Source organism: Synechococcus sp. GFB01, assembly GCF_001039265.1.
In the GTDB taxonomy this organism is placed as follows: domain Bacteria; phylum Cyanobacteriota; class Cyanobacteriia; order PCC-6307; family Cyanobiaceae; genus NIES-981.
In genome coordinates this window covers 18,841-31,611 of the sequence record NZ_LFEK01000021.1, presented here as the reverse complement: position 1 = coordinate 31,611, position 12,771 = coordinate 18,841, and the positions used below count along the sequence as shown (strand labels likewise).

Sequence of the window (12,771 nt, the reverse complement as noted above, 5' to 3'; positions counted from 1 at the left end):
CTTGTGCAGATCCATCCGCATGCCCTCGATCATGTCGAGGTAGGGCTGGATGGGCTGGGGATACCGGGCCAGGGTGTCGCGCAGCACCAGATCCAGGCCATCCCGCACCCGGCCGGCGAACAGCTCCCGCGTGCGCTCCTCCCAGGCATCCAGACGGGCGGCCAGTTCGCTGACCGGCCTGGCCTGGGCCTCCGGGCTGTCCATCAGCTCATCGGTGCGCCGACACCACACGTAGATGGCCCAGATGGCCCGCCGCTTGGCCGGGGGCATGAGCAGCGTGCCCAGATAGAAGGTCTTGGCCCACTGCGCTGTTTCCAGCCGGCAGGACTCATAGGCCTGCTCGAGGCTGGGCAATCCGGAACTGGCGGGGGCCGAAGGCACGAGCGCGATCAGGCGGCGACCGCCAAGGGGGATTCGGCGATCGCCCGGGCGCAGAGCTTGCCGCTGAGCACAGCACCCTCCATCGATGCCAGATAGCGCTGCATCGTGTAGTCACCAGCCAGGAAGAAATTGGCGATCGGCGAGGCCTGATCGGGCCGCAGCTTCTGGCAGCCGGGCACGGTCTTGTAGACCGACAATGGCGTCTTCACCACGATCGCCTTGCGCAGACGGGCCTGATCCTCACCGGTGAAGTGCTGCGGGAACAGCCGCTTGAGCTCCTCCAGCGTGGCAGCCACGATGTCGTCGTCACTGCGACCGATCCAGTCCTTCGCCGGAGCGAAGACGAGCTCCAGCATCGAACGGTCGGGATCCGCATATTCACGGCAGGTGTTGCTCATGTCGGCATACACGCTCAACAGAGGGCTCCGGCTGAACAGCAGGTGATCGATGGCGGTGAGCTTGCGGTCGAACCAGAGGTGGATGTTGATCACCGGCACCCCGTCGAGACCGTCCAGCTTCTGGAAGTAGGGCAGCTGCTTCCAGGGCTCCGGCAGCAGAAGCTTGAGGGGATCCACCGGCAGGGCGCTCACGTAGCGTCGGCCTGGATGGTGCGACTCTCCTGTCCCTTGATGCCGCCGATGCGGAAGCCGCTCACGGTGCCATCGGCGTTGAGCTCGATCTCACGCAGAGGTGCATCCAGATGGACCTCGCCGCCGCGGGCCGTGATCGAATCCACGATCGGCTGGCAGAGACGCTGGGGGGGATTGCCATCGAGGAAGGCCATCTTCGAACCATCACTCTCCTGCAGGAAACGATTGAGTGCGGTCAGCACGACAGTGCTGGAGATCTCATCGGGATCGATGAAGTTGAGCGCCTTGGCCATGGCGATGAACACCTCATCGTTGACGCGCTCTGGAATGTTGTGCAGACGCAGCCATTCCGTCCAGGAGTAGCGATCACACTCCTCCACATAGGGCTGACCCCGCAGCATCGCCGGGATGAGCCCCTTGGCGAAGGCGATCTTCTCGGGCCAGCTGAGCATGTCGTTGTTGCCCAGGATCGCTGCCACACCATTGAAGGGGGCCGGAATGTCCGGGAAATCGAATCGGCTGTAACTGCCGGGGTTCTCCCGCTGATTGAAGATCATCGAATGGCTCTTCCACTGGAGCCGGTCCTCGATGTTGAGCTCAGCGAAGAGCTGCCGCATGTTGCGGTAGGCGCCGAAGAAGATGTGCAGACCGGTCTCATACCAGTCGCCATCCTCGTCCTGCCAGGCAGCCACCTTGCCGCCGAGCACGTCGCGGCCCTCGAGCACGATCGGCGTATGGCCGGCGTCGCAGAGGTACTTGGCACAGGCCAGGCCGGCCAGGCCGGCACCGGCGATGGCGACGCGCATATCCAGCGGAAAAACCAGTCGCAACCATAGAGGGATCGCCGCCCTCACCTCGAACCGGGCCCCGGTTCCTAAAGTCATGGTTCCGGGCGCCGTTCCACGAGCCATGGCCGACCTCCTGCTCAAGTCCACCACCCGCCACGTGCGGCTGTTCACGGCCAGGGTTGAAGGCGGTGATCTGGTCCCAGACCCCAGCCAGCTCACCCTCGACGTGGATCCCGACAATGAATTCCTGTGGGAGGCTTCGGTGCTCGAGAAGGTTCAGCAGCGTTTTCGAGAACTGGTCGCAGCCCACGCCGGTGCCGAGCTGAGCGAGTACAACCTGCGCCGCATCGGCTCGGAGCTGGAGGGCACGATCCGGCAGCTCCTGCAGGCCGGTGAACTGCGCTACAACCCGGATTGCAGGGTGCTCAACTACTCCATGGGCCTGCCGCGCACACCCGAGAATCTGTGACCCGCTCCCGCAGCCGCCACGACGAGCGCAGCAGCGGCCGTTACCGCGAGGACCGCGAGCCCGGCGTGCGCTCCGGCCGCTACGACGCCTATGACGACCCGGCAGCGCGACGGGGCGGTGGCCGCGGCGGCGGCAGGGGCGCTGGCGCCAACCCCGGTGGAGGGGATCCCCGGGGTGGTGGGCCGATTCAGTTCAACGTGGGCACGATCGCCGTGCTGGCGGGCGTGCTGGTGGTGGGCATCGGCATCGGCACCGCGATCTCCAGCACCACCCAGGGCAACCAGGGCAACATCGCCAGTTCCCAGCAGCTCGACATGGCCGTGCCCGATCCTGAGTTCTGCCGGCAGTGGGGCGCCAGCGCCTTCGTGATGGACATCGAGCTCTACACCACGATGAACCCGAGCAGCAGCTTCGTCACGCAGCCGGCGCTCAAGCCGGGCTGTGTGATCCGCCGGGAGAACTGGAGCGTGCTGCAGAAGGAGGGGGCGATCACCGCCGAGCAGATGCGCCAGTGCAAGCAGCGCATGAACACCTTCGCCTACATCGGCTCGGTCAAGGACAAGCCGATCGTGCGCTGCGTCTACCAGACCGACATCCGGGAGAATCAGTTCGTCACCAGAGGGGTGGCCGATGACGCGGTGGGGGTGACCCCCGAAGCCGATCAGTTCTGAGCCTTCAACGCAGGGCTAGGGCTGGGGGCCGCTGGCTGAGGCAGAGTCCACCACCGGCTGCTGCGGGCTGCCCTGCTGGGATGCGGCCTGCAGCGGTCGCCGCAGCGGGCTGTCGGGGCTGGCGAACACCGGCAGCACCTCGCGGCGGAAGGCATCGGCGGCGCGGGAGCAGTAGCGGGCCGGGTGGGTGATCAGCTTGAGCTGGCGACGCACCATCAGATCGGCCACCTGGGGGCGGTGCAGGCTGCCTGCCGAGAGCTCCCGCTCGATCGACACCACAGGCAGGAAGGCGGCACCCAGTCCGCTCTGCACCGCGTTCTTGATCGCCTCGAAGGAATTGAGCTCCATCTCGATCTTCAACCTGGCCACATCGAGGCCGGAGCGGGCCAGGAGCTGGTCGACCATCTTGCGGGTGGTGGACTGGGCATCGAGACAGACGAACCCCAGCCGGTAGAGGTCTTCCTTGGTGAGCTCCGGCAGCCGCGCCAGGGGGTGCTTCGTGGGCAGCACGAGGGCCAGCTCATCCACCGCATAGGGCACCACCTGCAGCAGCTCATTGAGGTCGCTGGGCAGTTCCCCACCGATGATCGCCAGATCCACCTGGCCGTTGGCCACGCTCCAGCCGGTGCGGCGCGTGCTGTGCACCTGCAGCTGCACCGCCACATCGGGATACTTCTGGCGGAACAGCCCGATCATCCGCGGCATCAGGTAGGTGCCGGTGGTCTGACTGGCGCCCACGATCAGCGAGCCGCCCTTGAGGTTGTGCAGGTCGTCGAGGGCGCGGCAGGCCTCCTGGCACTGGCTGAGGATCCGGTCGCAGTAGCTGAGCAGCAGGTGGCCGGCCTCGGTGAGCTGGGCCTTGCGGCCGCCCCGGTCGAAGAGTGAGACGCTGAGCTGCTTCTCCAGGTTCTGGATCTGCAGGCTCACCGCCGGCTGGGTCACATAGAGGCTGTCAGCGGCCTTCTTGAAGCTGCCTTCGCTGGCGATGGCCCGCAGGATGCGCAGCTGATCGAGGGTGAAGGGCAGATCAGCCATGCAGGGGCGCAGCGCTTCTGCAGAGGACCAGAACTCTAGGTGCCCCAAACGGGCGCTCAGGCGACTGGCGAGAATCGCCGTTCCCCGAGCCAGACCATCCGTGACGGCGTCAAGCGATCTGCACCACAGCAGCTGGGTGATGCTGGCTCTGCTGCTGGCCTTCGCCGTGCTGCACAGCGGCGGGGCTTCGCTGAGGCCCTGGGGGNCGGCACGGATCGGCGAACGGGCCTGGCGGCTGCTGTTCGCGGCCGTCAGCATCCCGTCGGCCGTGGTCGTGATCGGCTACTTCCTGGCCCATCGCTACGACGNCATCCGCCTCTGGAACCTGCAGGAGCAGCCATGGATCGTGCCACTGGTGTGGGGCGGCACGGCGATCAGCTTCCTGTTTCTGTATCCGGCCACCTACAACCTGCTGGAGATCCCGGCCGTGCTCAAACCCCAGGTGCGCCTCTACGCCACCGGGATCATCCGCATCAGCCGCCACCCCCAGGCGGTGGGGCAGATCCTCTGGTGCGGTACCCATCTGCTCTGGATCGGCAGCAGCTTCATGGTGGCCACCTGTGTCGGCCTGATCGCTCACCACCTCTTCGCGGTCTGGAACGGAGACCGGCGCTGCGCAGCCGCTTCGGCCCCGCCTTTGAGGAGCTCAGGGCCGGCACCTCGGTGATTCCCTTCCGTGCCGTGCTGGACGGTCGCCAGCAGCTGGTGCTCAGCGAGTTCCTGCGGCCGGCCCAGCTGGGCATCGCCATCGCCATCGGCCTGTTCTGGTGGGCCCACCGCTTCATCGGCCTGGGGNCCACCGCCTTCTCCCGAACCGCCCTGGCCCACTGGCTCGGCTGAGCGCGCCAGGCTCCTCAACAGCAATCAACCACAGGGCGCATGGGNCCCGGGCAGCGCNTGCCTACACTCGCTGCCAGCCCGCCCCCACGGAGCCCAGCCGGATGCCCGCAGCCGCCGACCTCGCCTGGTTGATCCCGGTGCTGCCCCTGGCCGGGGCCTGCCTGGTGGGTCTCGGGCTGATCAGCTTCAACCGCACGATCAACCGTCTGCGCAAGCCCGTCGCCTGGCTGCTGATCAGCTGCGTGGGCGCCGCGGCGGTGCTCAGCTACGTGATCCTGGCTCAGCAGCTCGCTGGAGCCGGGACCACCGAAGTGCTGTTCAACTGGGCCAGCGCGGGCACGTTCAATCTGCAGATGGGCTTCCGCGTCGATGCCCTGGCGGCGGTGATGCTGGCCCTGGTCACCACCATCGCGCTGCTGGTGATGGTCTATTCCGACGGCTACATGGCCCACGACAAGGGCTATGTGCGCTTCTTCACCTACCTGGCCCTGTTCAGCAGCTCGATGCTGGGCCTGGTGATCAGCCCCAACCTCCTGGAGATCTATGTGTTCTGGGAGCTGGTGGGCATGTGCTCCTACCTGCTGGTGGGCTTCTGGTATGACCGCGACGGCGCCGCCAACGCGGCCCAGAAAGCCTTCGTGACCAACCGGGTGGGCGACTTCGGCCTGCTGCTGGGCATTCTCGGCCTGTTCTGGGCCACGGGCAGTTTCGGCTTCGAGGAGATCGGCGCCGGCCTGCAGCAGGCGGTGGCCGGGGGAAGCCTCAGCAACGGCATCGCCGTGCTGCTCTGCCTGCTGGTGTTCATGGGGCCCATGGCCAAGTCGGCGCAGTTCCCGCTTCACGTGTGGCTGCCCGATGCCATGGAGGGCCCCACGCCGATCTCAGCCCTGATCCATGCCGCCACCATGGTCGCCGCGGGCGTGTTCCTGGTGGCACGGCTGCAGCCGGTGTATGAGCCCTTCCCGGCTGTGCAGCTCACGATCGCCGTGATCGGCACGATCACCCTCTTTCTGGGCGCCTCGATCGCCCTCACCCAGCAGGATCTCAAGAAGGGCCTGGCCTACAGCACCGTGAGCCAGCTGGGCTACATGATGCTTGCGATGGGCTGCGGCGCCCCGGTGGCCGGCATGTTCCATCTGGTGACCCACGCCTTCTTCAAGGCGATGCTCTTTCTCGGCTCCGGGTCGGTCATCCACGCCATGGAGGAGGTGGTGGGCCATGAGCCGGTGCTCGCCCAGGACATGCGTCTGATGGGCGGCCTGCGGCGCTGGATGCCCGTGACCAGCACCACGTTCCTGATCGGCTGCGTGGCCATCGCCGGCATCCCTCCGCTGGCCGGCTTCTGGAGCAAGGACGAGATCCTCGGCCAGGCCTTCAATACCTATCCCCTGCTCTGGGCGATGGGATTCATCACCGCCGGCATGACCGCCTTCTACATGTTCCGGCTCTACTTCCTCACCTTCGAGGGCACATTCCGAGGCAACGACAAGGCGATCGCGTCCCAGCTCCTGGCCGCTGCGGGCAAGGCGGGCGGCGACCACGAGGATCGTCATGGCCACCTTGCCGACCACCCCCACGAATCGGCCTGGCAGATGGCCCTGCCCCTGGCGATTCTCGCCGTGCCCTCAGTGCTGATCGGCCTGCTCGGCACCCCNTGGAACAGCCGTTTCGCCGCCCTGCTCGATCCCCACGAGGCAGCCGAGATGGCCGAACACTTCAACTGGAGCGAATTCCTCCCTCTGGCCGGGGCCTCGGTGGCGATCTCCGTGGCCGGCATCACCGTGGCGGTCCTGGCCTACGCCCTCCACAAGCTCGATCTCGCGGCCCTGTTCGCCAACCGCTATCCGGCCATCAACGCCTTCCTGGCCAACAAGTGGTATCTCGATGCCATCAACGACAGGCTCTTCGTGCAGGGCAGCCGCAAGCTGGCCAAGTCGGTGCTGGATGTGGATTCCAAGGTGGTCGACGGCGTGGTCAACCTCACCGGCCTGCTCACTCTCGGCAGCGGTGAAGGCCTCAAGTACTTCGAAACCGGGCGGGCCCAGTTCTACGCCCTGATCGTGTTCGGCGGCGTGATCGCCCTGGTGGTGCTGTTCGGCTCGCTGGGCTGAGCGGCTCGGGCGCCTCAATCGCCCCAAGCTCCCCAGACCCGCCCATCCGCCTGAGGGCCAGCCCCTCCGGGCCGGCGACGACGAACTGTGTGGCTACCGCCACCAGCATCGAGCTGGCCTGATCGGTATTTCTACACTCCGCTCAACGCTGAGCCTCTCTCCTCCGTGGCCTTTCCGTGGCTGAGCGCCTCGATTCTGTTTCCGATCGCGGCGGCCCTGCTGATCCCCTTCGTGCCCGATCAGGGCGACGGCCGGCAGGTGCGCTGGTATGCCCTGGGAATCGCCCTGATCACCTTCCTGCTCACGGTGGGGGGCTACCTCAACGGCTACGACCCTGCCGTGGAGGGGCTGCAGCTGGTGGAGCGGGTCGAGTGGCTGCCCAGCCTCGGCCTGGCCTGGTCGGTGGGAGCCGATGGTCTCTCGATGCCGCTGATCCTGCTCACCAGCTTCATCACAGCCCTGGCGGCCCTGGCCGCCTGGCCGGTGAGCTTCAAGCCGAAACTCTTCTACTTCCTGCTGCTGGCCATGGACGGCGGTCAGATCGCCGTGTTCGCCGTGCAGGACATGCTGCTGTTCTTCCTGGCCTGGGAGCTGGAGCTGATCCCCGTCTACCTGCTGCTGGCGATCTGGGGGNNCAAGAAGCGCCAGTACGCCGCCACCAAGTTCATCCTCTACACCGCCGGCAGCTCGCTGTTCATCCTGATCGTGGGCCTGGCGATGGCCTTCTACGGAGGCAGCACCAGCTTCGAGTACAGCGCCCTGATGGCGAAGGACTTCCCCGTGAAGTTCCAGATCCTCTGCTACGCCGGTCTGCTGATCGCCTTCGGCGTGAAGCTGCCGATCGTGCCGCTGCACACCTGGCTCCCCGACGCCCACGGCGAGGCCACGGCCCCCGTGCACATGCTGCTGGCCGGCATCCTGCTGAAGATGGGCGGCTATGCCCTGCTGCGCTTCAACGCCCAGCTGCTGCCGGCTGCCCACGCCCAGTTCGCTCCCCTGCTCGTGGTGCTGGGGGTGGTGAACATCATCTACGCCGCCCTCACCTCCTTCGCCCAGCGCAACCTCAAGCGCAAGATCGCCTACAGCTCGATCAGCCACATGGGCTTCGTTCTGATCGGCATCGGCAGCTTCAGTGCGCTCGGCACCAGCGGGGCGATGCTGCAGATGATCAGCCACGGGCTGATCGGCGCGAGCCTGTTCTTCCTGGTGGGTGCCACCTACGACCGCACCCACACCCTGCAGCTCGATGAGATGGGTGGTGTGGGCCAGAAGATGCGCAAGATGTTCGCCCTCTGGACGGTCTGTTCGCTGGCATCGCTGGCCCTGCCGGGCATGAGCGGCTTCGTGAGCGAGCTGATGGTGTTCGTGGGTTTCGCCACCAGCGAGGCCTACAGCCTCAGTTTCCGGGTGGTGATCGCGGTGCTGGCGGCGGTGGGGGTGATCCTCACGCCGATCTACCTGCTCTCGATGCTGCGGGAGATCTTCTTCGGCAAGGAAAACGTGGAACTCGCCGCACACACCCACCTGGTGGACGCTGAGCCGCGCGAGATCTATGTGATCAGCTGCCTGCTGGTGCCGATCATCGGCATCGGCCTCTACCCCAGGATCATGACCGACACCTACCGCGCCTCGATCGAGACCCTCGTCCAGCGCGACCTGGTGGCCCTGCAGGGTCTCAATCGTCCCACCGCCGCCGCGCTGATCCGGCAGCCGCTGCTGGTGGCCCCGCCGCTCGTCTCCTGAGCCAGGCGGTGCGCCATCACACCGCCACTCCGCTTACCCTCCTGTGCCAGAGCCGCCGCCCTTCGGCCTTTCCACACGATGAAACAGATCAACTTCCTGCTGATCTTCAGCTTCGGGCTGGCCATGGTGATGTTCACCCTGGAGAACACCGCACCCACCACCGTGCATTTCCTGCCCGGACTGCAGGCCACCCTGCCCCTGGCCGCCATGCTGCTGGTGGTGGGAGGCGTGGGGGCCATCGCCGCCTGGGTGTTTGCCGTTTGGACCGGGGTGGTGCGCAAGGTGGAAGCCCTGCAGAACCAGACCGAGATCGAGGCTCAGCAGGTGCGGATCCAGGAACTGGAGAACGACCTGCAGCGCTACCGGGCCACCGTGGATGCCCAGCTGGGTCTGCTGCCGGCGGCCGGCCAGAGCTCGGCCCAGCACAGCGGCGAGACCAGCAGCGGCGATGTGTCGGTGGCGGTCGGCTGACCCGGCTGAGCAGGCTGGCCGTGCATCGCCAGGACGGGTAGCGTGATGGCGTACCTGCGCAGGGAGCCGGCCCTCCGTCTTGGCTGAAGCGGGCGCCAGGCTGGCCATCCGGCTGCTGCAGGATGCGGCCGAACGGGGGGAGCTCGACCCCTGGGACGTGGATGTGATCGCTGTGGTCGACGGCTTTCTCGATCAGCTGCGCCAGCGCATCGAGGTGCCGCGGCTGATCCGATCGGTAGGGGGAAGCTATGAGCAGGACCTGGCCGAAACCAGTGAGGCCTTCCTCGCCGCGTCGGTCCTGGTGGCGTTGAAGGCCGAGCTGCTGGAGGTCACCACCTTCCCGCCAGCCCCTGCCCTCGAGGAGGGCATGGCCTACGACTTCGATGACGAGGGCCAGGGCTGGCTGATGCCAGCCGGCGTGGCACTGCCGAGCCGACCGGAGCGGCACCTCTGGCGTCGTCCCGTGGCGCCGCCGCCGCTGCAGCGCCCAGTGACCCTTGGCGAGCTGATCCGCCAGCTGGAGGACATCGCCGAACGGATCGAATCGGAGGATCTGCGGACCCGCCAGCGGCAACGGCCGAAGCGCTACAGCGAGCGGGCCGCGATCGCCCAGGTGGCAGCCCTCGCCCACCGCGAGAAACTGCCGGAGACTACCGCCGCCCTCAGCCGCTTCCTGCTGGATTGGCCGGCCGCCCTGCACTGGGTGGCGTTCGAGGAACTCGTGCAGGCCTGGGGGGAGCGGGTCGATCGCGATGGCGCCGGCGAGCAGCTCGACCGGGATCGGGTTGGGGTGTTCTGGGCCCTGCTGTTTCTCAGCCACCAGGGCAAGCTGAGCCTGGAGCAGCAGGGAGGGCTCTACGGCCCGCTGCGGCTGCGGCGCCTGCTGGACTCCGGCGAGAGCGTGCAACTGCCTCTGGTGCCAGAGCCTGGGCCGGCCTTCACGACCCTGGCCGCCTGAAGAGTGCCTTTACAGTGAGTCATCCGACCGAAGAGAGCACACGCCGATGAAGGCGATGATCCTTGCGGCCGGCAAGGGAACCCGCGTGAGACCGATCACGCACACGATTCCCAAGCCGATGATCCCGATCCTGCAGAAACCGGTGATGGAGTTTCTGCTTGAGCTGCTGCGGGAGCACGGTTTCAACGAGATCATGGTCAACGTCTCCCACCTTGCTGAGGAGATCGAGAACTACTTCCGCGACGGTCAGCGCTTCGGGGTGCAGATCGCCTACAGCTTCGAAGGGCGAGTCGAAGACGGCGAGCTGGTCGGCGACGCACTCGGATCAGCCGGAGGGATCAAGAAGATCCAGAATTTCCAGCCCTTCTTCGACGACACCTTCGTGGTGCTCTGCGGCGATGCCNTGATCGACCTCGACCTCACCGAGGCCGTGCGCCGGCATCGCGAGAAGGGAGCCCTGGCCAGCCTGATCACCAAGCGCGTGCCGCGCGATCAGGTGAGCAGCTACGGCGTGGTGGTGACCGACGCGGATGGCCGGGTCCGCTCCTTCCAGGAGAAGCCGGAGCTGGAGCAGGCCGCCAGCGACATGATCAACACGGGCATCTACATCTTCGAGCCCGAAGTGCTCGACTATGTGCCCAGTGGCGTGCCCTTCGATATCGGCTCCGATCTGTTCCCCCGTCTGGTGGCGGCCGGAGCCCCCTTCTACGCCCTGCCGATGGAATTCGAGTGGGTGGACATCGGCAAGGTGCCCGATTACTGGCAGGCCATCCGCAGCGTGCTGCAGGGGCATGTGCGCCAGGTTCAGATCCCGGGCAAGGAGGTGCGGCCGGGCATCCACACCGGTCTCAACGTGGCCGCCAACTGGGACCGAATCAAGGTTCAGGGACCGATCTACGTGGGCGGCATGACCCGGATCGAGGATGGCGCCACGATCATCGGCCCCGCCATGATCGGCCCGAGCTGTCACATCTGCGAGGGGNCCACGATCGACAATTCGATCATCTTCGACTACTCGCGCATCGGCCCCGGGGTGCGTCTGGTGGAGAAGCTGGTGTTCGGTCGCTACTGCGTGGACCGCAACGGCGATCACTTCGATCTGCAGGAAGCGGCACTCGACTGGCTGATCACCGACGTGCGCCGCCAGGATGTGGTCGCCCCCTCACCTCAGCAGAAGGCTCTGGCCGAGCTGCTCGGCACCGATCTGGCAGTCAGCCAGGCGAGCTGATCGCGGCGGTCCTGGAGCTCGCTTCCTGGATGGGCGACGCCAGGGGCCCAAGGCCGGCCCGCTCCAGGATCAGGGGAATCCGCTCCTCGGCCTTGACGGCCATCAGGTGCACGCCCTGGGCGATGTCCAGGTAACGGGCGACCTGGTCGGCGGCGATGGCGATGCCCTCAGCGGCTGGATCCGATGCTGCCGCCAGCCGGTCGATCACCACCTGGGGAATGGCTGCCCCGGGCACCACCCGGTTGATGAAGGCCGCGTTGCGGGCCGACTTGAGCAGAAACACCCCCGCCAGGACCGGCAGGTCCAGTGGCGCGGCGATCTCGCCGACGAAGCGCCGCAGAGCCTCGGGATCCATGACCATCTGGGTCTGCAAGAAACGGGCCCCCGCCTCGTGCTTGCGGCGGGTGCGCTGCTTCAGGCCGCTCCAGCTGGCCGACTGGGGATCTGCCGCTGCGCCGGGAAACAGGACCGTGGGGCCATCGGGCAGCATGCCGTCCACAGGATCGCGGCCGGCATTGAGCTGGCCCACCAGCTGCAGCAGCCGCACCGATTCGAGCTCGTTCACCGGCCTTGCATCGGGCTGGTCACCGGCCCGCACAGGATCCCCTGTCAGGCAGAGCACGTTGCGCAGCCCGAGGGCGTGGGCACCGAGCAGCTCGGCCTGCAGGGCAATGCGGTTGCGGTCACGGCAGGCGAGCTGCAGCACCGGCTCGATGCCGCGGTCCAGCAGCAGCCGGCACACCGCCAGGCTGCTCATGCGCATCACCGCCCGGCTGCCATCGGTCACGTTCACGGCATGCACCCAGCCGCGCAGAGCCTCGGCGGCGGCAAGGGTTCGGCTGGGGTCGCCGCCCCGGGGCGGGGTCACCTCGGCCGTGATCGCCACCTGTCCGGAAGTGAGAGCCCGTTGCAGCAGCAAGCCCAGAGGTGCATGGCCCAGCCATCATCCGCCACGGGCATGCCTAGAGTGAGACCATGCCAGGGCGCCGGCGGATGCGGGACCAACCAGCCGACCAGAGGTCGCCAGAGCGCCAGGCGGCGGCATCCGGCACGTCACAGCGTTCTCTTCAGGAGAGGGACCTCTCGGAGCGTGAACTAGAGATCATCGAACTGGTGGCCCAGGGCTGACCAACCAGGAGATCGCCCAGACACTCACGATCAGCAAGCGCACCGTCGACAACCACGTCAGCAACGTGTTCATCAAGACGGGGGCCAAGAACCGCGTCGCCCTGCTCAACTGGGCGATGGATCACGGCAAGATCTGCGTGATGGCTTCAACTGCTGCGCGGTCGTCCCAGGCCAGCAATCTCCGGAGCGGCCGCACTGAAGCCATCACCAGCCACCCACTCCGGCTCGCCGAACAGGGAGAACAGGCTGTAGCGGCTGGGATCAAGGCCGAACAGTTCCGCATAGGCGAGGCAGTCGTCCCGATCCCGACCGTAGAACCGCAGCACCCCTTCGCCGTCGTAGAGACCGGTCACCACGC

The 12,771-nt window shown here is 66.7% G+C and carries 11 protein-coding genes and 3 pseudogenes; 9 read left to right on the top strand and 5 right to left on the bottom strand.

Features of this window, described 5'->3' with window-relative positions:
* Nucleotides 1-390 (bottom strand): squalene/phytoene synthase family protein (locus SYNGFB01_RS04110; protein WP_048017050.1); only part of this gene is annotated, 390 nt, incomplete at its 3' end.
* Nucleotides 390-1,777: pseudogene (gene pds, locus SYNGFB01_RS04105) on the bottom strand (15-cis-phytoene desaturase). The gene SYNGFB01_RS04110 and the pseudogene pds, both read right to left, overlap by 1 nt.
* A gap of 103 nt (nt 1,778-1,880) precedes the next feature.
* On the opposite strand from pds, the gene SYNGFB01_RS04100 reads away from it, so the two are divergent.
* Nucleotides 1,881-2,228: an NAD(P)H-quinone oxidoreductase subunit M gene (locus tag SYNGFB01_RS04100; protein WP_048017046.1), complete on the top strand. Its 348-nt coding sequence runs from the start codon at nt 1,881-1,883 to the stop codon at nt 2,226-2,228.
* A complete protein-coding gene (locus SYNGFB01_RS04095) occupies nt 2,225-2,899 on the top strand; it encodes a DUF3172 domain-containing protein (protein ID WP_072061554.1) in 675 nt (224 codons plus the stop codon). Before SYNGFB01_RS04100 ends, SYNGFB01_RS04095 begins: the two co-directional genes overlap by 4 nt.
* A gap of 15 nt (nt 2,900-2,914) precedes the next feature.
* Here SYNGFB01_RS04095 and SYNGFB01_RS04090 read toward each other — a convergent pair whose 3' ends face one another.
* Nucleotides 2,915-3,934 (bottom strand): LysR family transcriptional regulator, encoded by a 1,020-nt coding sequence (locus SYNGFB01_RS04090; protein ID WP_048017045.1) that lies wholly within the window; start codon nt 3,932-3,934, stop codon nt 2,915-2,917.
* Nucleotides 3,935-4,073: 139 nt separating this feature from the next.
* On the opposite strand from SYNGFB01_RS04090, the pseudogene SYNGFB01_RS04085 reads away from it, so the two are divergent.
* The 6 genes and pseudogenes from SYNGFB01_RS04085 to SYNGFB01_RS04060 all read left to right on the top strand — a co-directional run bounded on the left by SYNGFB01_RS04085 (nt 4,074) and on the right by SYNGFB01_RS04060 (nt 11,285).
* Nucleotides 4,074-4,774, top strand: a pseudogene (locus SYNGFB01_RS04085) (NnrU family protein).
* Between the two features lie 101 nt (nt 4,775-4,875).
* A complete protein-coding gene (locus SYNGFB01_RS04080; protein ID WP_048017044.1) occupies nt 4,876-6,885 on the top strand; it encodes an NAD(P)H-quinone oxidoreductase subunit 5 in 2,010 nt (669 codons plus the stop codon).
* A gap of 165 nt (nt 6,886-7,050) precedes the next feature.
* The gene (locus SYNGFB01_RS04075) at nt 7,051-8,628 is read left to right on the top strand and encodes an NAD(P)H-quinone oxidoreductase subunit 4 (RefSeq protein WP_048017043.1); all 1,578 of its coding nucleotides are present in this window, start codon (nt 7,051-7,053) and stop codon (nt 8,626-8,628) included.
* 78 nt (nt 8,629-8,706) lie between these two features.
* On the top strand, nt 8,707-9,099 hold the full coding sequence (locus tag SYNGFB01_RS04070) for a LapA family protein (protein WP_048017042.1): 393 nt from the start codon (nt 8,707-8,709) through the stop codon (nt 9,097-9,099).
* Between the two features lie 79 nt (nt 9,100-9,178).
* Nucleotides 9,179-10,057: a segregation/condensation protein A gene (locus SYNGFB01_RS04065; RefSeq protein ID WP_048017041.1), complete on the top strand. Its 879-nt coding sequence runs from the start codon at nt 9,179-9,181 to the stop codon at nt 10,055-10,057.
* A gap of 46 nt (nt 10,058-10,103) precedes the next feature.
* The gene (locus tag SYNGFB01_RS04060; RefSeq protein WP_048017040.1) at nt 10,104-11,285 is read left to right on the top strand and encodes an NDP-sugar synthase; all 1,182 of its coding nucleotides are present in this window, start codon (nt 10,104-10,106) and stop codon (nt 11,283-11,285) included.
* Here the strand turns inward: SYNGFB01_RS04060 and SYNGFB01_RS04055 are convergent.
* On the bottom strand, nt 11,269-12,204 hold the full coding sequence (locus tag SYNGFB01_RS04055) for a methylenetetrahydrofolate reductase (RefSeq protein ID WP_048017039.1): 936 nt from the start codon (nt 12,202-12,204) through the stop codon (nt 11,269-11,271). The genes SYNGFB01_RS04060 and SYNGFB01_RS04055 overlap by 17 nt on opposite strands.
* A gap of 74 nt (nt 12,205-12,278) precedes the next feature.
* Between SYNGFB01_RS04055 and SYNGFB01_RS13005 the strand changes: the two are divergent.
* Nucleotides 12,279-12,612: pseudogene (locus tag SYNGFB01_RS13005) on the top strand (LuxR C-terminal-related transcriptional regulator).
* Here the strand turns inward: SYNGFB01_RS13005 and SYNGFB01_RS14810 are convergent.
* On the bottom strand, nt 12,560-12,769 hold the full coding sequence (locus SYNGFB01_RS14810; protein WP_152669514.1) for a hypothetical protein: 210 nt from the start codon (nt 12,767-12,769) through the stop codon (nt 12,560-12,562). The pseudogene SYNGFB01_RS13005 and the gene SYNGFB01_RS14810 sit on opposite strands and share 53 nt — an antisense overlap.
* Nucleotides 12,770-12,771 lie beyond the last annotated feature (2 nt).